Annotated in this window: 25 protein-coding genes, 1 tRNA gene, 1 pseudogene and 1 CRISPR repeat array (1 of these 28 running past the window's edge); all 27 genes and pseudogenes read left to right on the top strand. The window is 53.6% G+C overall.

Going from position 1 to position 24506, the window contains the following annotated elements; translation table 11 throughout:
- The first annotated feature begins 152 nt into the window (after nucleotides 1-152).
- The 27 genes and pseudogenes from moaB (at nucleotide 153) to cas2e (ending at nucleotide 21317) form a co-directional block, all read left to right on the top strand.
- Nucleotides 153-674: a molybdenum cofactor biosynthesis protein B gene (moaB, locus tag ACR02O_RS00595; protein ID WP_205452885.1), complete on the top strand. Its 522-nt coding sequence runs from the start codon at nucleotides 153-155 to the stop codon at nucleotides 672-674.
- Entirely contained in the window at nucleotides 674-1045 is a 372-nt protein-coding gene (locus ACR02O_RS00590; protein WP_415880812.1) for a DUF423 domain-containing protein, read from the top strand. The genes moaB and ACR02O_RS00590 overlap by 1 nt, the downstream gene beginning before the upstream one ends.
- On the top strand, nucleotides 1046-1594 hold the full coding sequence (locus ACR02O_RS00585) for a phosphate-starvation-inducible PsiE family protein (RefSeq protein WP_205452886.1): 549 nt from the start codon (nucleotides 1046-1048) through the stop codon (nucleotides 1592-1594).
- Nucleotides 1595-1597: 3 nt separating this feature from the next.
- Nucleotides 1598-4240, top strand: a complete 2643-nt coding sequence (gene pepN / locus ACR02O_RS00580) for an aminopeptidase N (RefSeq protein WP_494523446.1) — start codon at nucleotides 1598-1600, stop codon at nucleotides 4238-4240.
- A gap of 49 nt (nucleotides 4241-4289) precedes the next feature.
- Nucleotides 4290-4883: an imidazoleglycerol-phosphate dehydratase HisB gene (hisB, locus tag ACR02O_RS00575; RefSeq protein ID WP_445367155.1), complete on the top strand. Its 594-nt coding sequence runs from the start codon at nucleotides 4290-4292 to the stop codon at nucleotides 4881-4883.
- A gap of 47 nt (nucleotides 4884-4930) precedes the next feature.
- Nucleotides 4931-5572 carry an imidazole glycerol phosphate synthase subunit HisH gene (gene hisH, locus ACR02O_RS00570; RefSeq protein ID WP_445367154.1) on the top strand — a complete coding sequence of 214 codons (642 nt, stop codon included), beginning with the start codon at nucleotides 4931-4933 and terminating at the stop codon, nucleotides 5570-5572.
- A gap of 68 nt (nucleotides 5573-5640) precedes the next feature.
- A complete protein-coding gene (gene hisA / locus ACR02O_RS00565; protein WP_171696720.1) occupies nucleotides 5641-6387 on the top strand; it encodes a 1-(5-phosphoribosyl)-5-[(5-phosphoribosylamino)methylideneamino]imidazole-4-carboxamide isomerase in 747 nt (248 codons plus the stop codon).
- Nucleotides 6388-6411: 24 nt separating this feature from the next.
- Entirely contained in the window at nucleotides 6412-7185 is a 774-nt protein-coding gene (hisF, locus tag ACR02O_RS00560) for an imidazole glycerol phosphate synthase subunit HisF (protein WP_205452890.1), read from the top strand.
- Nucleotides 7182-7568, top strand: a complete 387-nt coding sequence (gene hisI / locus ACR02O_RS00555; RefSeq protein ID WP_494522560.1) for a phosphoribosyl-AMP cyclohydrolase — start codon at nucleotides 7182-7184, stop codon at nucleotides 7566-7568. The genes hisF and hisI overlap by 4 nt, the downstream gene beginning before the upstream one ends.
- 10 nt (nucleotides 7569-7578) lie before the next feature.
- A tRNA-Thr gene (locus tag ACR02O_RS00550) sits at nucleotides 7579-7654 on the top strand.
- 263 nt (nucleotides 7655-7917) lie between these two features.
- Entirely contained in the window at nucleotides 7918-9042 is a 1125-nt protein-coding gene (locus tag ACR02O_RS00545; protein ID WP_494522559.1) for a fatty acid desaturase family protein, read from the top strand.
- A gap of 152 nt (nucleotides 9043-9194) precedes the next feature.
- Nucleotides 9195-9380 (top strand): hypothetical protein, encoded by a 186-nt coding sequence (locus ACR02O_RS00540; RefSeq protein WP_129871328.1) that lies wholly within the window; start codon nucleotides 9195-9197, stop codon nucleotides 9378-9380.
- 351 nt (nucleotides 9381-9731) lie between these two features.
- Nucleotides 9732-9794 (top strand): annotated as a pseudogene (locus tag ACR02O_RS00535) (zinc-ribbon domain-containing protein); the annotation flags it as partial.
- 6 nt (nucleotides 9795-9800) lie between these two features.
- Nucleotides 9801-10199, top strand: coding sequence for a DUF805 domain-containing protein (locus ACR02O_RS00530; RefSeq protein WP_494523445.1), 399 nt, complete (start codon nucleotides 9801-9803; stop codon nucleotides 10197-10199).
- A gap of 42 nt (nucleotides 10200-10241) precedes the next feature.
- The gene (locus ACR02O_RS00525; RefSeq protein WP_494522558.1) at nucleotides 10242-10754 is read left to right on the top strand and encodes a J domain-containing protein; all 513 of its coding nucleotides are present in this window, start codon (nucleotides 10242-10244) and stop codon (nucleotides 10752-10754) included.
- 234 nt (nucleotides 10755-10988) lie between these two features.
- Nucleotides 10989-13700 carry a CRISPR-associated helicase Cas3' gene (gene cas3, locus ACR02O_RS00520; RefSeq protein WP_494522557.1) on the top strand — a complete coding sequence of 904 codons (2712 nt, stop codon included), beginning with the start codon at nucleotides 10989-10991 and terminating at the stop codon, nucleotides 13698-13700.
- Nucleotides 13701-14027: 327 nt separating this feature from the next.
- A complete protein-coding gene (locus tag ACR02O_RS00515) occupies nucleotides 14028-14231 on the top strand; it encodes a type II toxin-antitoxin system HicB family antitoxin (protein WP_033158589.1) in 204 nt (67 codons plus the stop codon).
- On the top strand, nucleotides 14228-14434 hold the full coding sequence (locus ACR02O_RS00510) for a type II toxin-antitoxin system HicA family toxin (protein ID WP_494522556.1): 207 nt from the start codon (nucleotides 14228-14230) through the stop codon (nucleotides 14432-14434). The genes ACR02O_RS00515 and ACR02O_RS00510 overlap by 4 nt, the downstream gene beginning before the upstream one ends.
- A 25-nt stretch (nucleotides 14435-14459) precedes the next feature.
- Nucleotides 14460-16034, top strand: a complete 1575-nt coding sequence (gene casA / locus ACR02O_RS00505) for a type I-E CRISPR-associated protein Cse1/CasA (protein WP_494522555.1) — start codon at nucleotides 14460-14462, stop codon at nucleotides 16032-16034.
- The gene (gene casB / locus ACR02O_RS00500; RefSeq protein ID WP_101051485.1) at nucleotides 16035-16598 is read left to right on the top strand and encodes a type I-E CRISPR-associated protein Cse2/CasB; all 564 of its coding nucleotides are present in this window, start codon (nucleotides 16035-16037) and stop codon (nucleotides 16596-16598) included.
- Nucleotides 16599-16614: 16 nt separating this feature from the next.
- A complete protein-coding gene (gene cas7e / locus ACR02O_RS00495; protein ID WP_101051486.1) occupies nucleotides 16615-17748 on the top strand; it encodes a type I-E CRISPR-associated protein Cas7/Cse4/CasC in 1134 nt (377 codons plus the stop codon).
- Between the two features lie 9 nt (nucleotides 17749-17757).
- Complete coding sequence (cas5e, locus tag ACR02O_RS00490) at nucleotides 17758-18540, top strand: type I-E CRISPR-associated protein Cas5/CasD (protein WP_033158594.1); 783 nt, start codon at nucleotides 17758-17760, stop codon at nucleotides 18538-18540.
- Nucleotides 18540-19418 carry a type I-E CRISPR-associated protein Cas6/Cse3/CasE gene (gene cas6e / locus ACR02O_RS00485; RefSeq protein ID WP_494522554.1) on the top strand — a complete coding sequence of 293 codons (879 nt, stop codon included), beginning with the start codon at nucleotides 18540-18542 and terminating at the stop codon, nucleotides 19416-19418. Before cas5e ends, cas6e begins: the two co-directional genes overlap by 1 nt.
- Before the next feature lie 47 nt (nucleotides 19419-19465).
- Nucleotides 19466-19741 (top strand): type II toxin-antitoxin system Phd/YefM family antitoxin, encoded by a 276-nt coding sequence (locus tag ACR02O_RS00480; RefSeq protein WP_033158596.1) that lies wholly within the window; start codon nucleotides 19466-19468, stop codon nucleotides 19739-19741.
- Complete coding sequence (locus tag ACR02O_RS00475; protein ID WP_494522553.1) at nucleotides 19738-20067, top strand: type II toxin-antitoxin system RelE/ParE family toxin; 330 nt, start codon at nucleotides 19738-19740, stop codon at nucleotides 20065-20067. The genes ACR02O_RS00480 and ACR02O_RS00475 overlap by 4 nt, the downstream gene beginning before the upstream one ends.
- Nucleotides 20068-20101: 34 nt before the next feature.
- On the top strand, nucleotides 20102-21013 hold the full coding sequence (gene cas1e / locus ACR02O_RS00470) for a type I-E CRISPR-associated endonuclease Cas1e (protein ID WP_494522552.1): 912 nt from the start codon (nucleotides 20102-20104) through the stop codon (nucleotides 21011-21013).
- On the top strand, nucleotides 20994-21317 hold the full coding sequence (gene cas2e, locus ACR02O_RS00465) for a type I-E CRISPR-associated endoribonuclease Cas2e (RefSeq protein WP_033158599.1): 324 nt from the start codon (nucleotides 20994-20996) through the stop codon (nucleotides 21315-21317). The genes cas1e and cas2e overlap by 20 nt, the downstream gene beginning before the upstream one ends.
- Before the next feature lie 139 nt (nucleotides 21318-21456).
- A CRISPR array of direct repeats spans nucleotides 21457-24506; the repeat unit is 29 nt; unit sequence GTGTTCCCCGCACCCGCGGGGATGAACCG (it continues 1678 nt past the right edge of the window).

The raw sequence follows: 24506 nt of genomic DNA, 5'->3' as shown, positions 1-24506 counted from the left end.
TCGAGTAGGCGGCAGCTAACTGAATTGGAATCAATATCCGGAGTTTACGGCATTATCGGTTAAGCCGGTATGACAGCCGGCGAATTAAACAATGCTTGCTTGTCCGGCGGCGCTTTACATAGAATGCGGTAGCCTTTATCTGGAGCCTTACCGTGAGCCAAGCCCGAGAGTTTATTCCGATTAATATCGCCGTGTTGACGGTCTCCGATACTCGTACCGAACTGGACGACGTATCCGGGCAAACCTTGGTCACCGGTTTAACCGATGCGGGGCATAACTTGATCGACAAAAAAATCGTTCCCGATGATATTTACCAAATCCGCGCCGCTGTTAGTCAATGGATCGCCGACCCGCAAGTCAACGCGGTGATTACCACTGGCGGCACCGGCGTGACGGGCCGCGACGGTACGCCGGAAGCGATTCAGCCGCTGTTGGATAAAGTGTTGGATGGCTTTGGCGAAGTGTTTCGGATGATTTCCTACCAGGACATCAAAAGTTCGACGATGCAGTCGCGGGCTATAGCCGGCGTGGCCAACGCCACTTATATTTTCTGCGTGCCGGGTTCGTCCGGTGCTTGCCGGACTGCCTGGGAGTCCTTAATCAAGGAACAATTGGATTACCGCACCCGGCCGTGTAATCTGGTGCAACTGATGCCGCGCCTGCTGGAGAAATGATGCGTCCGCCTTTTTTGTTTCTGGCCGCCGTCGGCGGATTTATCGGCGTGGCGATGGGCGCGTTCGGCGCGCACGGCTTGAAGCATTTATTATCCGAGCATCTGCTGGATGTTTACAAAACCGCGGTAAGCTACCAGATGTGGCACGTGTTGGTTCTCGCTTTGATCGCAGTGTTACCGGAACATAAATTATTGCGAATGGCCGGCTGGTGTTTGGTGGCGGGCGTCGTGCTGTTTTCCGGCAGTCTATACTTACTGGCGATATTGAATATCGGTTGGCTGGGTATGATCACGCCGTTGGGCGGCCTGGCTTTTTTAGCGGCATGGGCCTTATTGGCTTATGTGGCTTGGCAGAAAAACCAGGAGTTGTAGATGGACACTAAACCGCCCGTTCGACCTTCCATGCCGCCACCGGCATCTTCCCGGCCCAGCGCTAACCGCAATTTGCGCGAGGAAGGCCACGAAGTAAAAGTGCCGCCGATTCCGGAAGATGCCATGCTCAAAGTCCTGCACGCGGTCATTCATTTCGCGGTCAGAATATTGGCGGTGCTGATGGTGTTGGTTATCTTGTGGGGCGTGGCTGACGTGGGCTACGTGATGTACCAACGGGTGGTCGCGGCACCGTTTTTGATGCTGACGGTCTCCGACATACTGGTGATTTTCGGTTCGTTCATGGCTGTTTTGATCGCGATAGAGATATTTATCAACATCACGCTGTACATCAAACACGACACGCTACCGATTAAAATGGTCATAGCCACCGCTTTGATGGCCGTGGCCCGAAAAGTGATCATGCTGGATTTCAAGGATTTGGATCCGGCTTATATTACGGCTATCGCTGCGGTCATCGTGGCGCTGGGTCTTACTTACTGGCTGATTTCTTATAAACCGCCACAACCTGTCAAACAAGACGAGCGATAAATGATGCGCGATGCAAGCCCGCAAACGGTTTTCCTGAAAGACTATACCCCGCCCGAGTATCTGATCGAGCAGATTGAACTGAATTTCGATTTGGACGAGCAACACACGCAGGTCCGCTCGACCTTGAGTTTACGCCGCAATCCGCAAAGCCAAGACAGCAGTACCGCATTAACCTTGCTCGGCGAGGAATTGCAGTTGGTGAGTATCGCGATAGACGGCCAGGCACTGGAACAGAGCCAGTATTTGCTGGGCGAGGAAGCCTTGGTCGTGCATGAAGTGCCGCAGGATAGGCCGTTTCAAATCGTCATCGAAAATGTCATCAATCCGCAAGCCAATACCGCGCTGGAAGGTTTGTACTTGTCCAGCAGCATGCTGTGTACGCAGTGCGAGGCGCAGGGTTTTCGGAAAATCACCTGGTTTCTGGACCGGCCGGATGTGATGAGCCGTTTTAAAACCACCTTGACTGGCGATAAGAGCAAATATCCGGTCTTGCTGTCCAACGGCAACAAGATCGGGCAGGGTGAGCTGGAAAACAACCGGCATTGGGTGAGTTGGGAAGATCCGTTCGCCAAGCCTTGCTATTTGTTTGCGCTGGTGGCCGGCCAGTTGGAATGCGTGGCCGACGAGTTCATCACCATGACCGGTCGGCGGATCGCGCTGGAAATATTCGTCGAGCAGCACAATGTCGACAAATGCGACCACGCCATGCAGTCTTTAAAAAACGCCATGCATTGGGACGAAGAAACCTACGGGCTGGAATACGACCTGGATTTGTACATGATCGTTGCGGTCGACCATTTCAATATGGGCGCGATGGAAAACAAAGGCTTGAACGTATTCAACACCAAATTCGTGCTGGCCCGGCCCGACACCGCCACCGACAGCGATTACGAGCACATCGAAGGCGTGATCGGTCACGAGTATTTCCATAACTGGTCCGGTAACCGCGTTACTTGCCGCGACTGGTTTCAGTTAAGTTTGAAAGAAGGTTTTACCGTATTTCGCGACCAGCAATTCAGCGGTGATCGGACTTCGCCGGCCGTAAAACGTATAGAAGATGTCAACGCCTTGCGCACCCGGCAGTTTGCCGAAGATGCCGGCCCGTTGGCGCATCCGATTCGTCCAGAAGCGTATATCGAAATCAACAATTTCTACACGCTAACCGTCTATGAAAAAGGCGCGGAAGTAGTGCGGATGCTGCACACCTTGCTGGGCGCGGCCGGTTTTAGGAAGGGCTGTGATTTATATTTCCAGCGCCACGACGGCCAGGCGGTGACTTGCGAGGATTTTGTCAAGGCTTTGGAAGACGCCAACGGTGTGGAGTTGAAGCAGTTCAGACTTTGGTATTCGCAAGCCGGTACGCCGGTGTTGACGGTGAGCCAGCAATACGATTCCGAATCTCAACAACTGCATTTGACCATTCAACAAAATTGTCCGCCTACGCCTAATCAACCGGTGAAAGCGCCGCTGCATATCCCGGTAAAACTGGGTTTGCTGGCAACCGACGGTTCGGCTGCGCAGATTCATTACAACGGTTCCAGTCAGGCGGAAATCACGTTGAATGTTACGGAAGCGGAACAGACTTTTAGTTTTGCTAAGCTGCCGCAGCAGCCGGTCGTATCACTACTAAGAGGCTTTTCCGCGCCGGTCACGCTGAAAATGGAATGCACTCCGGAAGAATTGGCGTTTTTGCTGCGGCACGACAGCGATACCTTTAACCGCTGGGAAGCTGGCCAGCAACTGGCTGTGCAGGTGATTTTCAAGTTGATCGACGCAATAGAGTTGGGCCGGCCTTTGCAGTTGGAGCCGGTTATCGTCGATGCCTATCGCAGTGTGTTGACCGATGGCGGCGGTGATTTGTCTTATCAAGCGCTGTTGCTGGCCTTGCCCGAAGAAAGTTATTTGTCCGGGCAAATGGCGGTTATTGATGTTGAAGCCATTCATCAAGCCCGCGAGTTTGTCAAAAAGACTTTGGCCGAGCAATTGCAAGTCGAGTTTAAACAGCTGTATCAGCAACATCACCGCGACGAATCCGGCAGTTTCGATGCCGGAGCGGTGGGGCGGCGGCGCTTGAAAAATGCCTGTTTGAGCTATTTGAGCAAGCTGGAAAATCAGGACGTTTATCATATCGCCGAGCAGCAGTTTTATAGCGCCCGGAATATGACCGATCAACTGGCGGCCTTATCGGCCATCGTCAATAGCCATCATCCTGCCAAGGCCAGAAGTCTGGATAGTTTTTACGTGCAATGGCGGCAAGAAGCGCTGGTCATCGACAAATGGTTTACCTTACAGGCAACCAGCAGCATGCCCAATACCTTTGCGACTGTGCAGGCTTTAATGAAGCATCCGGCTTTTGATATGAAAACGCCCAACCGCGTGCGTTCATTGATCGGCGCCTTCAGCCAAGCCAATCCGCTGCATTTTCATGCCATAAACGGCGAGGGCTACCGCTTCCTGGCCGACCAAGTGTTGGCGCTGAATACCCTCAATCCGCAAATCGCCTCGCGGATGGTAACCGGGTTGGCGCAATGGCGGCGTTATGACGCAGCCCGGCAGGGCTTGATGAAACAGCAATTACAGCGTATCGTCGCTACCGAGCATCTATCCAAGGATGTCTATGAGATCGCCAGCAAGAGTTTGGCGTAGTTGTCACAATCACGTAAACTAGCGCCGAAATAAGCCATCCGCATTAAGCATGAACCCACGCACCGCTCAGGTTGAGCGCAATACGCTCGAAACCCAGATCAAAGTTTCCATTAATCTCGACGGCAACGGCACAGCCGCGTTTACCACGGGCTTACCGTTTTTGGATCATATGCTGGATCAGATAGCCCGGCACGGCTTGATAGACATAGAGGTTGTCTCGCATGGCGACTTGCATATCGATGCGCATCACAGCGTGGAAGACATCGGCATTACGCTGGGCCAGGCCTTTGCCAAAGCACTGGGCGATAAAAAAGGCATTTACCGTTACGGCCACGCTTATTGCCCGTTGGATGAATCGTTATCGCGGGTGGTGGTGGATTTCTCCGGCCGTCCGGGCTTGTTCTATCAAGTGGAATTCAAACGCGCGTTCATCGGTAATTTCGACGTGGATTTGTTTAAAGAGTTTTTTCAAGGTTTTGTGAATCATGCCGGCGTGACCTTGCATATCGATAATATCAAGGGCGGCAATGCGCATCATATTGCCGAAACCGTATTCAAGGCATTCGGCCGGGCCGTGCGGATGGCAATCAGCCATGACGAGCGGATGGCCGGTATCATGCCTTCCACTAAAGGCAGTCTATAATTCCCCCATTTTTCGCCTAGAAACCCCGACCTTGTATCTCTAGTTTTATGTCATCAGTAGCCGTTATCGATTACGGAATGGGAAATCTGCATTCCATTGCCAAAGCGCTTCAACATGCCGATAGCCGGGTAAACGTACAAATAACCGCCGAAGCCTCGTTGATCCGCGCTGCGGATCGCGTGGTATTTCCGGGGGTCGGCGCGATACGCGATTGTATGCAAGCCTTGAACGAGAGTGGTTTGGCGGATGTGATCCGTGAAGTAGCGCAAAGCAAGCCTTTTCTGGGCATCTGCCTGGGTATGCAGGCCTTGCTGACCGACAGCGAGGAAAACGACGGCATCGCCTGTCTGAATATATTCCCCGGTCATGCGCGCCGTTTTACCGATCACATGTTGGATGCCGAAGGCAATGTCTTGAAAATCCCGCATATGGGCTGGAATCAGGTTAAGCAAAACCCGCATCCGCTTTGGCACGACATCCCGGATCATAGCCGCTTTTATTTCGTACACAGCTATTATGCAGCGCCGGACGATGTGCGCCACAGCGCTGCGACGGCCGATTATCCACAAGCCTTTACCTGCGCACTGGCAAAAGACAATATGTTTGCCGTGCAATTTCATCCCGAAAAAAGCCAGACTGTCGGATTGCAGCTATTGCAAAACTTCCTGGCTTGGGATGGGACCGCGTAACTCCCCAACCCTTAGATGTTGGCTTTACTAACCTTTAGATTTAGTGTTTTAACTGTCGAGATTTAAATATGTTGCTGATACCCGCAATTGACTTGAAGGAAGGAAAATGTGTCCGTTTGCGCCAGGGTCGTATGGAAGACGATACCGTATTCTCGGACGATCCGGTGGCTGTGGCCGGGCGCTGGGTTGAAGCAGGGGCAAAACGATTGCACCTAGTCGATTTAGACGGCGCCTTCGCCGGTAAACCGAAAAATGCCCAGGTTATTAACGAGATTGTTCAGGCTTATCCCGATGTACCGGTACAAATCGGCGGCGGTATCCGCGACGAAGACACCATCCAGGCGTATCTGGAAGCTGGTGTGCAGTATGTGATTATCGGCACCAAGGCCGTCAGCGAACCGCATTTCGTGCGCGACGTATCGATTGAGTTTCCCGGTCATATCATCATCGGCCTGGACGCCAGAGACGGCAAAGTAGCGATCGACGGCTGGTCGAAACTGTCCCGCCACGATGTGATCGACCTGGCGCAAAAATTTGAGTCCAACGGCGTCGCGGCCATTATCTACACCGATATTTCCCGCGACGGCATGATGCAGGGTGTCAATGTCGAAGCCACCGCCAAATTGGCGCGCTCGGTGCACATTCCGGTCATTGCCTCCGGCGGCATAACTAACTTGGACGACATTCGCGCGCTGGGCGAGGTAGCCCACGAAGGCATCATGGGGGCCATTACCGGTCGCGCTATCTACGAAGGGACGCTGGATTTTGCCGAAGGCGAAAAGCTCGCCGAGTCTTTCGGTGGAGCTGATGTCTGAGCAATCCCCGGTAAATCGTAAACCATGAGCCTAGCCAAACGTATTATTCCCTGCCTGGATGTCGATAACGGCCGCGTCGTTAAAGGCGTAAAGTTCGTTGATATTCGTGATGCCGGCGATCCGGTCGAGATTGCCCGCCGCTACGATAGGGAAGGCGCGGACGAAATCACCTTCCTGGACATCACCGCCACTCACGACAACCGCGACACCATCGTCCATGTGGTCGAACAAGTGGCCAGCGAAGTATTCATTCCGCTGACTGTCGGCGGCGGCATCCGGGTGTTGGAAGACATCCGCCGCATGCTCAACGCCGGCGCGGACAAAGTGGGCATCAACAGCGCTGCGGTATTTCGCCCGGAGTTTGTTAAGGAAGCGGCTGAAAAGTTTGGTTCGCAATGTATTGTGGTGGCTATCGACGCCAAAAAAGTCAGTCAGGAAGGCGAGGAAAACCGCTGGGAGATCTTTACCCACGGCGGCCGCAAACCGACTGGCATTAACGCGGTGGAGTGGGCCGTCAGAATGAAAGACTACGGCGCGGGTGAAATTCTTTTGACCAGCATGGACCGCGACGGCACCAAATCCGGCTTTGACTTGGCTTTGACCCGCGCCATCAGCGAAGCGGTCAGCATTCCGGTCATCGCTTCCGGCGGTGTCGGCAATCTGGACCATCTAGCCGACGGCATTACCCAAGGTAAAGCCGATGCGGTCTTGGCCGCCAGCATATTCCATTTTGCCGAATACACGATAGAGCAGGCCAAGAAACATATGCAATCCAGAGGCATAGAGGTGCGTTTATGAAAGTTGCCTGGCTGGACGAAATCCAGTGGACCGAAGACGGCTTGGTGCCGGTCATCGCTCAACTGCAGGATAGCGGCCGGGTGGTGATGTTTGCCTGGATGAACCGTGAATCGCTGGTCTTAACGGTCGCCGAAGGTTATGCGGTATATTGGTCCCGCTCCCGCAACCGTTTGTGGCGCAAGGGCGAGGAGTCCGGGCATAGGCAAAAAATCATCGATATGCAATTGGATTGCGATGCTGATGTAATATTGCTTAAAATTGAACAGGAAGGCGGCATCGCCTGCCACACCGGTCGGGAAAGCTGTTTTTACCGCAGCCTGAAAGATGGTGCATGGCAAGCCACCGAGCCGGTACTGAAAGACCCCAAAGCCATCTACAAATAGACAATCACACGCCGGCATAGCTCAGCAGGTAGAGCAGCGCACTCGTAACGCGAAGGTCGTAGGTTCGATTCCTATTGCCGGCACCATTTAAATCAACACTCTATCCTTTTTAGACATTTGCAAAAGTTGCTTCGTTATACTCGCGCGCGGGATGTCGGGGAGTTTGATAGCACGTGCAAAGATGCGGATGGTTTATAGACTTATACCGTTTTGGCCGGCCAGTTTTGGTTAGTTCCGACCCTATAGGCCGCAACCGCTAATTTTAAGCGCCGTCCGGACGCTTTAAATCCTGACTTTTTATCCGAAGGTATTCAAATCCTTTCCTTGCACTTTACAGAGACAACACATTTTGAGTTTAAATAGTTACCAGTCGGTTGATCGCGAACAATTAGCCAAAGACATCAGCCAAATTCATAAACAAGCGTTAGCCGATATTGGTCCTGCCGATTTCGAACATTTAAAAAAAGTCGAACGTTGGGGCAAGGTTTGCTCTCTCGTGGGTTACGCGACCGCCTGGGTTTTTCCCAATCCGGTTTCCGCGTTGTTGATCAGTCAGGGCAGTTTTTCCCGCTGGACCGGGGTAGGCCACCCCATCGTGCATAAAGCCTTCGATAAAATGCGGGATGTGGACAAAAACTACACCAGCAAGAAGTTTGCAAAGGGTTGGCGGCGGTTTTTGGATTGGCCGGATTGGATGACCCCGGCCGGCTGGCATCACGAACACGATTTATTGCATCATTACAACCTGGGTGAGGAGACCGATCCCAACAATGCCCAGCACAACATGGAATGGCTGCGGCAATCCAAACTGCCGATGTGGCAACGCTATGCCATCGTGGCTTTGTTTTCCGGTATCTGGAAAATTATTTATTACACGCCGCGCACGCACAAAGAATTGGTTTTAAATGCCGCCCGCCTGCAAGGTAAACCCAAGCCCGAGACCACACGTATCGGTGCCTGGAGCCTGTTTACCCCGCAAGGTAAGGCGCTATGGCTGCAAAGCGTATTGCCTTATAGCGCGTATCGTTTTGTATTAATACCGCTGCTATTCTTGCCGCTGGGCGGGTTTGCCGCTGTCAGCGTATTGATCAATTCGATTCTGGCGGAAATTTTCACCAATATGCATAGCTTTTTGGTGATGATCCCCAATCATGCCGGCGACGACGTGATGATGTTCGATGAAAAATCGCATAGTAAAGGCGAGTTTTATCTGCGGCAGATTTTGGGTTCGGTCAATTACCCAACCGGGTCTAATTTCAATGATTTTTTCTACGGCTGGTTGAATTATCAAATTGAGCACCATTTATGGCCGGATTTGCCGCTAAGCCAATACCAAAAATTGCAGCCGCAAGTGAAAGCGCTGTGCGAAAAACATAATATTCCTTACTGCCAGGAATCGGTATTTAAACGCATGCTGAAAGCCGCGGATATTATGGTAGGCAAAACCTCAATGCTGAAGCCGGCGGTTGTTTAATACGTCCAGCGCGAGTTGTTTAAATAGCCCACTGAATCAAACTTTATGTTTTAGGCGAAGTGCCTATGCGATTCTGGGTGACTGGCGATGCGCGCTAATTTATGTCAATGCAGTTAATCTGCCCACAAACGAGTGTAATCAACGAAAATACTATGAGCGACATCAGAGATACCAAGCCCGAACCCATCGCAGCAAAACCAAACTGGAATTACGACTCGTACTTTCTAGCCCAGCTTGAACGGATAAATCAGCAGACCGCTATTAAGAAGTCGAAAAAGCGCGTTGTCGATGCCGCCCCGAAAGACGACAACGACACTGTGGACGAGCAGAATAAATAGTTAACCCGGGTAAACCGTGCAACGCGGTTTAGTCGTGTTACGCCGCCTTTTGGCGGAGGACTGCCAGCGGTTTTGTGGTAAACGCATTCAGGCAAGGTTCCACCTGATTTTTCTGGACCTGCCGTGTCGTTGAAAGCAGCGATAAACTTGGCGAGAGGGTGCGTTCGCTATTTGCCGGGATTGGTTTAGTTACTGGCGTACAGTGTAAGCACTGTGGCTGGTCAGGTTCGTAAAGCGTTGCATCTCTATCGTCAAGGCGACTAACGAAACGGCATAAAAATGTGCGCACGGACTACACATTTTTCCATATCGCAGTAATATCGTCACTTAAAGAGTCTGTCGGAGCGCAAAATGTACTGCCCAAACTGTGGAAAACAAAACCCGGACAATGCAAATTTCTGCCTTGAGTGTGGCGCAGCCATGCAAGCGAATAACGGCTATCGCGGGCCAGTGGCTAACGGACGGAATATGACGTTTACCGAATCGGTGTCCGGCTGTTTTGCAAAGGCATTTGTTTTTACAGGTAGAGCATCACGCGCTGAATACTGGTGGTTTGCGCTTTTCACGTTATTGGTATCGATGATGGCTGGAATCATCGATCAATCGTCCTACGGCGAGCCGGCTACCGTCACGGCGATCACCAATTTGGTAATTCTATTTCCGTCGCTGGCTGTTAATATCCGCCGATTACACGATACCGGGCATAGCGGCTGGTGGTATCTGATTATTCTGACCATCATCGGCATCATTCCGTATTTCATCTGGATGGTGTTAAAAGGCGATGACCGTGCAAACGAGTATGGGGCGCCGCCTGTTTAACCCCCTTCATTTTAAATTTCGTCGATCAGTCAATTAGCCGGGATGATGATCAATATTGTTTTGTCCGCATCGCTAATATTGAACATTATTTTGGTCGCGCTGCTGGTCTTCAATGCCCGAAAAGTTCGACGCAAACATCAAAATCAAAAGCAGCCCACCCTTAGAACGCCTACCAATGTAAGGACAATTTCCTGTCCATCCTGTGCGCAACACATTAAATTTACGTTACCCATCGAAGGCAACAAAGCGCGATGCCGGCGGTGTCTGGCCCAGTTCAAACTGGATACCGATGAGCATCGGAATGTGTATATAACCGAAATAAAACTGCCTGAAGACGATCAACACATCAAATCGTTAGCGGATTGTTATTTAATTCTCGGCCTGACTGCTGATGCCATACCGATAGACATCAAAGCAGCATACAAAAAGAAAATTTCCGAATACCACCCGGACCGAGTCGGCGTGTTTGGCGAAAAAATCAAACAACTCGCCGAGGAAGAAACCCGGCAAATCAACGCCGCCTACGCCATGCTGCAAGAGCAGGGCATGGTGTGAGAATGCCAAGTTGGTTTTAGGATGATTGGCGCTGACAAGGGTTAAAAGATTTTACGTGGCCATCGATTTTTAACATTGGCGTGTAAACATAACCAGTGGCACAGCGCTTAACAAACGCCAAAATCTTCCTGTGCCGAGTCTATGCATTGTTGATGAATGTTTGCAAACGACTACACTACCTGGCGGCGTAGCATATCTGTCAGATATGGATTTCAATCAAATCAAGGACTGAGCGTGACAGCATCGTATTTCCAATATTGGGGTAAAGCCAAGCCAGAATCCGATGACGGTCCGGCTTATCATTTATTGCCTTACCATTGTTTGGATGTGGCGGCGGTAGGATCGCTCTGGCTTGCTCCGAATACAGCGGTTTGTAAGCAACTAGCAATGCGCCTGCAAGTCGAGCCGGAATGGCTGCAACGTTGGTTTACCTTTTGTCTTGTCCTGCACGATCTAGGCAAATTTGCTCGTGCGTTCCAAGGTTTGCGAACGGATTTGTCGGACGGTTTGGTCAAGCCGAATCCCAGAATGACTTATTCGGAACGTCACGATAGTCTGGGATTTGCGTTGTGGCGGGACGTGTTGCAAGAAAAATTGGCGCAGCACCTTCAGCCGGTTCAGGCTACTTGTATCAACAAAATCGATCCCTGGCTGGAAATCGTCACCGGCCACCACGGCATGCCGCCGAAATTGGATAGCTTTCGGCTTGGTAATTTCTTCGAGGCCGACGACGAGCAGGCAGCGTTCGTCTTCGTGCAGCATTTGCTGGATTGCTTTCTGGCTGATTTCGACTTTCAGCCCCTAGCGGACAAGAACCTTTATAAACGCCTGAAGCCGTTGTCCTGGCAATTCGCCGGTATAGCCGTGTTGGCCGACTGGTTGGGTTCGAATCAGGAGCATTTCACTTATTGCGCCAAGCCGATGCCGCTTACCGAATATTGGCAAAACTTTGCGTTACCCAAGGCCAAACAAGCGCTTGCCGGTTTGCCTAAACCGCCTGTAGCCGGAAAATTCGAAGCCGTGCAAACCCTGTTTCCCTTTATCCAGCAGCCTACGCCGTTACAACGATACGCTGCCGAAGAGCCGTTGGCCGATCAACCGCAGTTCTTCATCCTCGAAGACGTCACCGGTGCCGGCAAAACCGAAGCTGCGTTGATTTTGACGCAACGCTTGATTGCAAAAGGTTTGGCTGACGGTCTGTACATCGGCTTGCCGACCATGGCGACCGCCAACGCCATGTACCAGCGCTTGGGTAAGGTCTACCGCAGCTTTTATGAAGTCGGCGAACAGCCATCGTTGGTACTGGCGCATGGTGCTCGGGAATTGTCGCAAGCCTTTCGTGATTCGGTGCTACTGGCCGAGCAAGCAAATCTAGATACCGATTATCAGAACGGCCGACTCGAGGAAGATCAGGAACTGAGCGCTACCGCTTACTGCAACGCCTGGCTGGCGGACAGTCGCAAAAAAGCCTTACTGGCGGATGTCGGCGTCGGCACGCTCGACCAAGCTTTATTGGCGGTGTTGCCGGCGCGGCATCAATCCTTGCGTTTACTGGGTTTGGGGCGCAAGGTGTTATTGGTGGACGAGGTCCACGCCTACGACAGCTATATGCGAGAACTACTTTCGGCATTATTGGAAGCCCATGCCCGCCAGGGTGGCAGCGCGATTCTGTTGTCGGCCACCTTGCCGCAAACCATGCGCGAAACTCTAACCGCGGCTTTTCATCGCGGACTCGGATTGGAAGCGCCGAATTTGGCCTATCCGGCGGCTTACCCGTTGGCGACTCACACGCCGGCACAAAACCTGGAAAAGCCCATCGATACCCGCGCCGAAGTCAAACGCACGGTTCACGTTCAACGCCTCGACAGCGAAGAACAAATCATTGCCAAAATTCGCCAAAGCGCCGAGCAAGGCCTCTGCGTTTGTTGGATACGCAATACCGTCAAATCGGCTCGGCAGGCTTATCAAACATTGCTCAGTCAAGGCGTTGCCGCCGAACGCTTGAGTTTGTTCCATAGCCGTTTTGCGATGATAGACCGGCAAGTCATCGAAAACCGCACCTTGCAAACCTTCGGCGAACAATCAGGGCATGACCAGCGCAACGGCCAAATCCTGATTGCCACCCAGGTAGTCGAACAATCCTTGGACTTGGATTTCGATGTACTGATCAGCGACTTGGCACCCATCGATTTACTGATTCAACGCGCCGGCCGTTTGTGCCGCCATGTCCGCGATGCGTTAGGCAACCGTTTGTGTGAACAAGGCGCGGAAGATCGCCGCGGCGCACCGGTGTTTTACCTGTATGCTCCGACGCCTTCGGACGATGCAAACGCCGCTTGGTTGAAGCCGGATCACGCCGGCACCCAGGCGGTTTACCCCCACGTTGGTCAGCTATGGCTGTCGGCTCGATTATTGGCAGATAAAGGTGGTTTCGCCATGCCGGACGATGCGCGGGAATTGATTGAAGGCGTGTATGCCGATGAAGCGCAGGCTCGCATACCGCTTGCATTGGAAGAAGCGTCGTTCGACGCGGAAGGTAAAACCATGGTGCAAAAAAGCATGGCAACGTTGAATGTGCTTGATCTGGGAAAGGGTTATACCCGGAAAAGCGGCGATTGGGATGAGGAAACCCGAATTCCCACACGTCTCACCGAAGAGGAAAGTATTTCGGTGGCGTTGGCTGTGCTGGTTGACGGTCAGCTTAAGCCTTACGCCGATGTCGAGCGTTACGCTTGGGCGTTGAGCACGATTAAGTTGCCGGAACGTGAATGGAAAAAAGTCAGTCTACAAATACCGGAAGATTTGAAACCGCAGATTGAAGCTTTGAAAAATGAACAAAAGGCGTTGCGTTGGTTGGAGGTGTTGCCGTTAGTGGATGGGCAAAGCCTGTATTCGGCGACGGACGGATTTGTCGGGGAAGTCCCCGCGGGTGCGGGGAACGAATGAGTTGCTTCACATAATGTAGTCAGCGAAGCGGTTCATCCCTAATTGGCTTAAGGAACGAGTGATAGTTTAAAGGTTGTGGATGTATATGTAAAACTTTAAGCTTCGTTGACTTCATTAAAATTGACATTGTTCAATTGTATCGCCTATGATTTCCCCGTCAGAATTTTTTGAGGGTCAGTCATGGGGCAGATCAAGGGTTTGATAGATGCGGTCAACGCTTTTGCGCCAAATCCGCTGGCGGTTATTTGTTTAGCTCTGGTACTTGCAATCATCTTGGCGTTGAAGATGTGATTGCAATATCCAGGCAGGTGTTTTTTGGAGAGAAGCATGAAATTAAAAGTCATCATTCACGAAGCCGAAGAAGGCGGTTACTGGGCTGAAGTGCCGTCGATTCCGGGCTGTGTAACCCAAGGCGAGAGCTTTGACGAGTTGCTAAGCAATATTTATGAAGCAGTGGAAGGGTGTTTATCGGTGGATATAGACGAGGCCAGCGTTGGCAGTAACGACCGAATCATGGAGATTGCCGTGTGAAGGCTATCAGCGGCAAGCGCATGTGCCGATTGCTGGAAATGCGCGGTTGGGAGCTAAAACGAATCAACGGCAGCCATCATATTTACGCCAAAGCCGTTAGCACAATGAGGATTTCCGTGCCGGTGCATGGCGATAGCGCGTTAAAGATCGGTTTGCAAAAGCAGATAATGAAAATGGCCGACATAGGCGAAGCTGAGTTGTAATTTCAATTTCAAGCAGGGAGACAAGATGAATTTAATAACGGATCGCTGGATACCGGTCATTCGCCAAAACGGCTTACACGATTTGATCGTGCCCTGGCAAATCGCCGAAACCGAAAACCCGGTGGTCGAAATCAACGCGCCGAGGCCGGATTTTCAGGGTGCACTTTATCAATTCCTGATTGGTCTGCTGCAAACCGGATTCGCGCCGGAAGACGAAGAGCAATGGTTGGAGTATTGGGACGAGGCGCCGGATTCAAATGAATTGCAAGCCCGTTTTTCCCAATTGGCACCGGCGTTCGAATTGATCAGCGACGATGGCCCGGCATTTTTACAGGATTTGGCACTGCCGGATGGCGAAGCCAAGCCTATCGCGGCGTTGCTGATCGAAGCGCCCGGCGGTAAAACCCTGAAAGACAATCTTGACCACTTCATCAAACGCGGTTTGGCGAACCAACTATGCCCAAGTTGCGCGGCCAGCGCATTATTTACCTTGCAAACCAATGCACCATCCGGTGGCGTTGGGCATCGGGTCGGATTACGCGGTGGTGGACCGTTGACGACCTTGGTGCTTCCCAAAGCCACCCAAACCGCGTTGTGGCAAAAGCTTTGGTTGAATGTGTTCAACCAGGAAGACCTGCAACCTTTGGACAAACTGGAACTATCCATCATGCCCTGGTTGGACAAAACCCGCACTTCTGAAAAAGGCCAAATCACCACGCCGGTCGACGTTCATCCGTTGCACGCTTATTGGGGCATGCCGCGCCGGATTCGCTTGAGCGAAACTCCTGAGCCGGGTATTTGCGATGTATGCGGATGCGATGCCAAGACGTTGTTCCGCGAATACCGTACTAAAAACTATGGCACCAATTACGATGGCGCTTGGCAACATCCGTTAACGCCGTACCGTCACGATTCGAAAAAGGTCAATCCACCGTTGTCTTTGAAAGGCCAGCAAGGCGGTTTGGGTTACCGGCATTGGTTGGGCTTGGCCTTGCAGGACGATAGCAACGGCGACAAAGCCGCCAAAATTGTTTGCCAATACAACCAGGAGCGCGGTCGCAAGTTGGCCGACCGGGGCGGAGCGGCATTGTGGTGCTTCGGTTACGACATGGACAACATGAAGGCGCGTTGCTGGTACGAAGCGAGGTTTCCGGTGTTTTATCTGTCCGCACAGCAGCAACGCAACCTTGTCGGTTGGGCTGGCGAATTGATAGCCGCGGCACGGGAAACCGTGAAGATTTTGCGTAGCGAAGTCAAAGCCGCCTGGTTTCGACGCCCAGAAGATGCCAAAGGCGACATGAGCCAAATCGACGCGCAATTTTGGCAAGCCAGCGAAGCGGAGTTTTTCCGCCTCTTGGAACGCTTGGCTACCTTGTCGGACGGCGGTGGTATGGCCCCGGCTGACATTTACGCTGATTGGTTTGCAGCGTTGAGATCGAAAATGATCGAGGTTTTTGAAGTTGCAACTTTAAGCGCTACCCCGGAAGACCTCGATTTAAAACGGATTATCAACGCCCGGAAATCCATGTTAGGCCGTTTTCACGGCAACAAAATCGTCAAGCAATTGAAAACCCATGCCAAAACGGAGGAGGCTGCCTAAATGAGCGAGAACTATTTTTTAACTTCTGAGGAATTACCGGCTTTGCTGGCCTGGCATCGCTGGTTGAACGGCGACGACGGCGACCGGGGTGGTAATCGTGGCGCCCGCGCCCGTTTACGCCGCGCCGAAGCGCCGGAAGACATTTTGTTGACCGACGCCTTTTTCCATTTCTTACGGCAAATGCCGGACGATTTTCCGCAAAAGGTGTCGCCCGAGCAGCGCTTGTTGGTCGCCGCATCTATTGTTGGTTTGCTGGCGCATGTCGAAACCAACGATGCCACTGCCCGTTTTGCCGCTCAGTTGGGTACGGCCAAAGATAAAGCCAAGCCGCCAATGAGCGAGTTGCGCTTTCAGCAACTGCAAAAAAGCCCAACCGTCGAAGACTTTTATCGGCGCATGCTGCGCGCGATTCGTTTGCTTGGCAAAACCGCCAATGTTGTGTCGCTCACCAACGACATCATTCATTGGCATAAGGAGTTTAATCAGCCGCTGGGCCGCTATCCCAAAGACCGCCTTGCTGTGCGTTGGGCCACCGACTATTTCACCGCCTTACCCAAAAATTAATTTCAAGGAGAGACACATGAGCCGTTTCATTCAACTGCATTTGCTGACCGCTTACCCGCCCGCCAACCTGAACCGCGACGATCAAGGCAGCCCGAAAACCGCGAAGATGGGAGGTTACGACCGCTTGCGGGTGTCGTCGCAATGCCTGAAAAGAACCTGGCGGACCTCGGACATGTTCCAGGCGGCGGTTGCCGGCCATTTGGGCACCCGGACCAAATTGCTTGGCCTGGAGATTTATAACAAGCTGTTGGCAGGCGGGGTTAAAGAAAAAGACGCCAAGGAATGGACCAAGGACATTGCCAAGGTATTCGGCGCGTTGAAAAAAACCGACAAAAGCGACCCGCTGGCGGAAATGGAAATCGAACAATTGGTGCATGTCAGTCCTGCGGAACGGTCGGCATTGGATGTGCTGACCGCAAAATTGATTGCCGAACAGCGAGCGCCGGAAAAAGACGAATTGAATTTGCTGCGAGTCAAGGAACAGGCGGTGGACATTGCCTTGTTCGGCCGTATGCTGGCATCCAGCCCGGCCTTCAACATCGAAGCTGCTTGCCAAGTGGCGCACGCCATCAGCGTGCATCCGGTGGTGATCGAAGACGATTATTTCACCGCCGTCGACGATCTAAACAACGGCCAGGACGACATGGGTGCCGCCCACATCGGCGAAACCCGCTTCGCAGCCGGTTTGTTTTACGCCTACATCTGCATCAACCGCGAGTTGCTGATCAAAAACCTGGATGGCAACGCCGAGCTTGCGAATAAAGCCATTCGCGCCTTGACCGAAGCCGCCGTCAAAGTTGCGCCGGAAGGCAAGCAAAACAGCTTCGCGTCCAGGGCTTATGCGTCGTTCGTGTTGGCGGAAAAGGGCGATCAGCAGCCGCGTTCCTTGTCGGTAGCGTATCTAAAGCCAGTTGATCGTTCGCACGAAGATTATAGTGTTAAAGCCGTTGCCGCTTTGCTCGACCAGTGCTTTACCTTTGATAGTGTTTATGGCGAATGTGCCGAAGATCGTCGATTGTTGTCGGCTTTGACTCAAGAGCAGCAAAAAGACGTGATTGAAAAATTGAAAAAACGCCAGCAAGAGCAATCTGTAGAGTCACAAATAGCGCCAGTTTCACTGGCCGGATTACTCGACTTCGTCGGCCAATAGGAGCCGGCAATGGACCTATTGTTATTCCGTTTATACGGGCCGATGGCGAGTTGGGGTGAAATCGCCGTTGGCGAAAGCCGGCATAGCGCCAATTATCCGAGCAAGTCGGCGATATTGGGATTGGTCGGCGCGGCGCTGGGTATAGAGCGAAGCGACGAAGCGCAACAAGCCAGTTTGCAGAATGGTTACCAAGTGGCCGTCGAAGTGTTCAGCACCGGCCAATTGCTGCGCGATTACCATACTGCGCAAGTGCCGGACTCGGCCGGCAAGTTTGTTTACCGTACCCGCCGCGACGAATTGGTGTTGGGCAAGGAGCGCTTGGGCACGATATTGTCCAGCCGCGAATACCGTAGCGATGCCCTGGCCGTCGTGGCTTTGCGCGCTTTACCGGATGCGCCGTTCAGTCTGATACAAATCGAGGAAAAACTGCGCAAGCCGGTGTTCCATTTGTATTTGGGGCGCAAATCTTGTCCGCTGGCCGCGCCGTTGCATCCGCAATTGCTGACCGAGCAAGCCGATCTGTTGTCGGCGTTCAAAGCCTATCTGCATAAACCGTTATTGCCGCACAAGGAGGCAGATGGCGCACTGGGCCAACCCGATAAGCAAGATGCTTATTGGCTGAATGCCGGTGGTGAGCGCCATTATTACTGGGAAGGCGAGCCTGATGACTTTGCCAAAGACATCGATTTGCAGCTCCGGCAAACCCGCGTTCGCCACGATCAACCCTTATCGCGCAAACGGTGGCAATTCGCGCCGCGTCAGGAACATTATTTTTATCAGGGAGGCGAGTGATGTATTTTTCCAGGGTCAGGATACGGCCGGATATTTACAAATCGTCGCAGTTGGCGAGGGTATTGGAAGGCAACGTTTACGGTTGTCATCAATTGTTATGGGATTTGTTCCCGGAACAGGACAAACGGACTTTTCTCTATCGCGAAGAAATTGCCCGCGAACAGATTGGTCCGTCGCCGGCGGTACGCGGCGAGCCCTTGTATTACGTCGTTTCGCAAAATAAGCCTATTGAGCTTGAAGGATCGTTGTTCAAGGTCGAGAGTAAAGAATACGACCCACGATTGGCGAACGGCCTATGCCTGCAATTCGATTGCCGGGTCAACCCAGTGGTCAGTCGGCAAGGCAAAAAGCATGATGTGGCGATGGATGCGCAATTGCAGTTTTTGGCGTCGTTGATCAAATCGCATGGCCTGGATGTTTCTTTGCCCGCCAAAACCGATAAAGGTATTTACAAAAGGCTGTTACTGGAAAAGGGCGGGGCGGCGTTGGAGGCTGAATTATCCGAATTATTGGCTGGGGATCGTTACTACGCCGAGCGTTTGGGGCAAATTTCCAGCTTGGCTGATAAGTTGGAATGGGCGATCAAAGCCTGCGTCGATCAGGCACTGACTAGTTGGATGATCAAGCAAGGCGAGCGTTGCGGATTTACGTTACTGAGCGGCGATGACGGTTTACCCAAGTTGCAAAACAGCACTTACGCATGGCACGGCTTGCAGCAAAAGGCTGTCAAAAAAGGCGAAAAATCCGGCTTTAGCTCGGTCGATTTCACCGGCGAACTGCAAATCACCGACGCCGAAAAATTTCGCCAAACCCTGTTCACCGGCCTGGGCCGGGCCAAGGCATTTGGTTGTGGTTTGCTGATGGTGCGGCGGTTATAATTCGGACTTAATTCAGTCTGAATTTATTTCATTGCGAGCAAAACCAAATGAAACTATCCGAAAACATAAAACCCATCAGTTACTTAAAAGCCAACGCCGCTGAGGTGATCGAAAAATTAAAAACCGATCACCAGCCTATGGTCATCACCCAAAACGGCGAGGCGGCGATGGTGGTACAGTCGGTAGCCGATTACGAGCAAACTCAGGAAACCCTGGCCTTGCTGAAAATGTTGGCGCAAAGTCAGCAAGCGCTAGCGGAAGGCAAAACGGTGTCCAGCGCAGAGGCGTTTAGTCGTTTACGCGAACGGCGCGGCTTGGCATGAGTGTCCCGGTACGACTGACCGAACCGGCCTTGGCCGATTTGCTGGCTATCAATGATTATTTCCTAGTGGAAGTCAGTGATAAGGTGGCAGCAAAAATCATCGATGCCCTCGAAACAGCCGTCAATAGCCTCGCGGATTTGAACGAGCGTGGAACCGTACCTAAAGAGTTACTGGGTTTGGGCATACGCCAATATCGACAACTCATCGTAAAACCCTATCGCATCGTCTATCAACGCATGCCTGAACAAGTGGTCGTCCATGCCATTCTGGATGGGCGCCGCGATATGCAAACACTGTTAACCCAGCGATTGATAGGCGCTCTCTAGCCGAACGATCCCCAAAATTAAGGATGATTTACCCATGCTCCCACCCCTAAAACCCATCGCCATGAAAGAACGTGTCTCGCTGGTCTTTATCGAAAAAGGCCAGATAGATGTCAAGGACGGCGCCTTCGTCGTCATCGACGAAACCGGGATCCGCACCCACATCCCGGTCGGTTCGATCGCGTGCATCATGCTGGAGCCCGGCACCCGTGTTTCCCATCACGCCGCCGCGCTGGCGGCCAGGGCCGGGACGTTGCTGGTTTGGGTCGGCGAGGCCGGCGTCAGGCTGTATGCCGCCGGCCAGCCGGGCGGCGCGCGTTCCGACCGCTTGCTTTACCAGGCCAAACTGGCGCTGGACGACGACGCTCGTTTGAAGGTGGTGCGCAAAATGTACGAAATCCGTTTCGGCGAAAAACCGCCCGAGCGCCGTAGCGTCGAACAACTGCGCGGCATCGAAGGCGCCAGAGTCAGGAAGTTGTACCAGTTGCTGGCCAAGCAGGCCGGCGTGGACTGGAACGGCCGCAATTACGATTACACGCAATGGGACAACAGCGACACCGCCAACCGCTGTCTCAGTGCCGCCACCGCCTGCCTGTACGGCATTTGCGAAGCGGCGGTGCTGGCCGCCGGTTACGCGCCGGCCATCGGCTTTATCCATACCGGCAAGCCGTTGTCTTTCGTTTACGACATCGCCGACCTGTTCAAATTCGACGACATCGTCCCGCATGCCTTCAAAATCGCCGCCAAAAACTACTCCAACCCGGAACGCGAAGTGCGGCTGATGTGCCGCGACGTGTTTCGTCAATCCAAAATCCTGCGCAAGATCATCCCCACCATCGAAGAAGTGCTGGCGGCCGGCGAACTGGAAGTGCCTAAACCCGCCGAGGAAAACATTGCCCCGGCCATTCCCAATGCGGAGGGCATCGGCGATGTTGGTCATCGTAGTTGAAAACGTGCCGCCCAGGCTGCGCGGACGCTTGGCGGTGTGGTTGATCGAGATTCGCGCCGGGGTTTACGTCGGCGACTTGTCGGCCAAGGTGCGGGACATGATCTGGTCGCAAGTCGAGCAGGGCTTGGAGGAGGGCAACGCCGTGATGGCCTGGTCCACCAATACCGAATCCGGTTTTGATTTTATGACTTTAGGAAAGAATAGACGGCTACCGGTAGAGCTTGACGGCTTGAAACTGGTGTCGTTTTTTCCGCCGGAAGAGGCCGATTTGTCTCCCTCGCCCTCCGGGCGAGGGGCGGGGTGAGGGTGCACTAAATTCCTGTTGGGATATAGGGCGCTGTAAGGGTAGTCGCCAGCTTTTTAACAACTTGGAAAATACCGAAAAATTTGGTGGAAATTTAGCCAGGTTGTTTTTATATGCGTAACAATGAGTTACGATTAGTGTGTTCCCCGCACCCGCGGGGATGAACCGCGTTTCAAATGCTTCAACGTCTGCTTGTGCAGGTGTTCCCCGCACCCGCGGGGATGAACCGCGATAGACAACAAAAACCCGCCTGAGCGGGTTGTGTTCCCCGCACCCGCGGGGATGAACCGATACCACCGGCCGTCCGGTCTGGACGCCTTCTGTGTTCCCCGCACCCGCGGGGATGAACCGTCTTCAGTTTCTCGATCATGGCATCCTCAGTTGTGTTCCCCGCACCCGCGGGGATGAACCGTAGGGTTCTGCCGGGCTTTGGTGGCATGGGCTGTGTTCCCCGCACCCGCGGGGATGAACCGAAAAATTCCAGCTGATGTGTATTCTTTAATTAGTGTTCCCCGCACCCGCGGGGATGAACCGAGGTCACACTATGTCTGCACCAATTGGGACCGGTGTTCCCCGCACCCGCGGGGATGAACCGCAAGGCCATGAAATGGCAGGTGTGACCGCCGAGTGTTCCCCGCACCCGCGGGGATGAACCGAATTACGTACATACCTAAACAATCTTTCTCCAGTGTTCCCCGCACCCGCGGGGATGAACCGCCCAGCCACCTGTCCGGAAAAACCGGACAACTGTGTTCCCCGCACCCGCGGGGATGAACCGGGCAGCCGCGGGAACATAACGCTATGGAATGAGTGTTCCCCGCACCCGCGGGGATGAACCGACATTGTTGTAAAAAATGTTCTCGTTCTTGCTGTGTTCCCCGCACCCGCGGGGATGAACCGTTTTCCTCGTCTATCACCGTAGGCTATACGCTGTGTTCCCCGCACCCGCGGGGATGAACCGCAAAAAGAGCTAGCCGATGAGATTCTATTGATGTGTTCCCCGCACCCGCGGGGATGAACCGGCCGCATCATCAAGCGCGTGTCGCGCCTGGTGGTGTTCCCCGCACCCGCGGGGATGAACCGACAACGACAGCAAAATAGACGGCGCGTCTGCTGTGTTCCCCGCACCCGCGGGGATGAACCGACACAACAGGCCGTTATTTGCTGGGTGATGCTGTGTTCCCCGCACCCGCGGGGATGAACCGGCAATTTGCATAACAGGCCTTGCCACGGGCGCGTGTTCCCCGCACCCGCGGGGATGAACCGTACCAGAAGCGGAAACCAAGTCAACACCGTAAGTGTTCCCCGCACCCGCGGGGATGAACCGCATCACTACACATCGGCACAATAGCCGACGTAGTGTTCCCCGCACCCGCGGGGATGAACCGCGTGTGTATTTCATCGGGCATAATCCCGATAAGTGTTCCCCGCACCCGCGGGGATGAACCGTCTGAGCTGTAGCAGCAGCAGACTCCGCGCGTGTGTTCCCCGCACCCGCGGGGATGAACCGAAAAAACGTAAACAGAGTTAAAACACCAATTAGTGTTCCCCGCACCCGCGGGGATGAACCGACGTGCGCGACACGCATAACGTGCAGCACATCGTGTTCCCCGCACCCGCGGGGATGAACCGGCGACCAGTTCGGGTCGCTTTCCAACATCGCTGTGTTCCCCGCACCCGCGGGGATGAACCGGCGGCGGCCTGACCATATACCGGCCTATTCACGTGTTCCCCGCACCCGCGGGGATGAACCGCTTGTTGAATGGTGTCCGCCGGGTTGTCCGGGGTGTTCCCCGCACCCGCGGGGATGAACCGATAATGCGCTTGATCCGTGGGGCGATGAAGAGGTGTTCCCCGCACCCGCGGGGATGAACCGGAATAGTTATTGCGGGTTGAACTCTATTGATCGTGTTCCCCGCACCCGCGGGGATGAACCGCCATCAAAAACAACGCGCCAATCTTCATTAACGTGTTCCCCGCACCCGCGGGGATGAACCGGAACGTTTCGCCCTTGCCATAAGATATAGAAGGTGTTCCCCGCACCCGCGGGGATGAACCGCAACTGCTTGGAGGCGTTGGGCATATCCAGCGGTGTTCCCCGCACCCGCGGGGATGAACCGCACTTCAGCGCCGGCTTCCCCATCAGCGCAGAGGTGTTCCCCGCACCCGCGGGGATGAACCGATAAATTTAAAAGTTTTGGTAAAACAATAAGCGTGTTCCCCGCACCCGCGGGGATGAACCGGTGAAGTCTCGCCTCTTCACCGACCCTAATTAGTGTTCCCCGCACCCGCGGGGATGAACCCAACCGGCCAGCAACAGCGCCAAGCAAAAAGCGGTGTTCCCCGCACCCGCGGGGATGAACCGGTATTGGCGTTTGCGGCTGGTGACTAGCCAGCGTGTTCCCCGCACCCGCGGGGATGAACCGACAATATCTGGCTCTTGCCCGCTATCATCAATGTGTTCCCCGCACCCGCGGGGATGAACCGGCTTCGCTAATATCGGGGCGTCCTCTGCCGGTGTGTTCCCCGCACCCGCGGGGATGAACCGCGGGTATTAAAAGAAGTGCTGTTTCCTATATGGTGTTCCCCGCACCCGCGGGGATGAACCGAAATGTTTCTCTGTTATTTGGAATATATTTAGGTGTTCCCCGCACCCGCGGGGATGAACCGTAACGGATGATGTAGTCGCCGGTTTTGATGGGGTGTTCCCCGCACCCGCGGGGATGAACCGGTGGCATGCACTTTGGCGACGGCGGCGTCGGTGTGTTCCCCGCACCCGCGGGGATGAACCGCACAGTGGAACCTTGGCGATGTCGGCTTTCAGGTGTTCCCCGCACCCGCGGGGATGAACCGGAAGAAACCCTGCTGGGCTGCTATTCCCGGGCGTGTTCCCCGCACCCGCGGGGATGAACCGCGGATGCAAAAAATATTATTTCATCAAAGGGCGTGTTCCCCGCACCCGCGGGGATGAACCGAAAAGGGCCGGAAAGAGGTTATCGAGTGGCTTGTGTTCCCCGCACCCGCGGGGATGAACCGTCGATAAAGTAAAGGCCGATTTATACAGCCTAGTGTTCCCCGCACCCGCGGGGATGAACCGCAATGGTTACCTGTATATGAAAAGGATAGGCAGTGTTCCCCGCACCCGCGGGGATGAACCGCAACGACAAAACGTCTGACATTGTTAGAAAA

The organism is Methylomonas sp. PHL2-19, assembly GCF_059331595.1.
Note: the sequence above shows the minus strand (reverse complement) of the source record. Positions and strands in the feature narration are given on the sequence as shown.

Coding starts and splice junctions, on each gene's coding strand:
- ACR02O_RS00590 (WP_415880812.1), top strand. CDS start 674: ATGCGTCCGCCTTTTTTGTTTCTGGCCGCCGTCGGCGGATTTATCGGC.
- ACR02O_RS00585 (WP_205452886.1), top strand. CDS start 1,046: ATGGACACTAAACCGCCCGTTCGACCTTCCATGCCGCCACCGGCATCT.
- pepN (WP_494523446.1), top strand. CDS start 1,598: ATGCGCGATGCAAGCCCGCAAACGGTTTTCCTGAAAGACTATACCCCG.
- hisB (WP_445367155.1), top strand. CDS start 4,290: ATGAACCCACGCACCGCTCAGGTTGAGCGCAATACGCTCGAAACCCAG.
- hisH (WP_445367154.1), top strand. CDS start 4,931: ATGTCATCAGTAGCCGTTATCGATTACGGAATGGGAAATCTGCATTCC.
- hisA (WP_171696720.1), top strand. CDS start 5,641: ATGTTGCTGATACCCGCAATTGACTTGAAGGAAGGAAAATGTGTCCGT.
- hisF (WP_205452890.1), top strand. CDS start 6,412: ATGAGCCTAGCCAAACGTATTATTCCCTGCCTGGATGTCGATAACGGC.
- hisI (WP_494522560.1), top strand. CDS start 7,182: ATGAAAGTTGCCTGGCTGGACGAAATCCAGTGGACCGAAGACGGCTTG.
- ACR02O_RS00540 (WP_129871328.1), top strand. CDS start 9,195: ATGAGCGACATCAGAGATACCAAGCCCGAACCCATCGCAGCAAAACCA.
- ACR02O_RS00530 (WP_494523445.1), top strand. CDS start 9,801: ATGCAAGCGAATAACGGCTATCGCGGGCCAGTGGCTAACGGACGGAAT.
- ACR02O_RS00525 (WP_494522558.1), top strand. CDS start 10,242: ATGATGATCAATATTGTTTTGTCCGCATCGCTAATATTGAACATTATT.
- ACR02O_RS00515 (WP_033158589.1), top strand. CDS start 14,028: ATGAAATTAAAAGTCATCATTCACGAAGCCGAAGAAGGCGGTTACTGG.
- casA (WP_494522555.1), top strand. CDS start 14,460: ATGAATTTAATAACGGATCGCTGGATACCGGTCATTCGCCAAAACGGC.
- casB (WP_101051485.1), top strand. CDS start 16,035: ATGAGCGAGAACTATTTTTTAACTTCTGAGGAATTACCGGCTTTGCTG.
- cas7e (WP_101051486.1), top strand. CDS start 16,615: ATGAGCCGTTTCATTCAACTGCATTTGCTGACCGCTTACCCGCCCGCC.
- cas5e (WP_033158594.1), top strand. CDS start 17,758: ATGGACCTATTGTTATTCCGTTTATACGGGCCGATGGCGAGTTGGGGT.
- cas6e (WP_494522554.1), top strand. CDS start 18,540: ATGTATTTTTCCAGGGTCAGGATACGGCCGGATATTTACAAATCGTCG.
- ACR02O_RS00480 (WP_033158596.1), top strand. CDS start 19,466: ATGAAACTATCCGAAAACATAAAACCCATCAGTTACTTAAAAGCCAAC.
- ACR02O_RS00475 (WP_494522553.1), top strand. CDS start 19,738: ATGAGTGTCCCGGTACGACTGACCGAACCGGCCTTGGCCGATTTGCTG.
- cas1e (WP_494522552.1), top strand. CDS start 20,102: ATGCTCCCACCCCTAAAACCCATCGCCATGAAAGAACGTGTCTCGCTG.
- cas2e (WP_033158599.1), top strand. CDS start 20,994: ATGTTGGTCATCGTAGTTGAAAACGTGCCGCCCAGGCTGCGCGGACGC.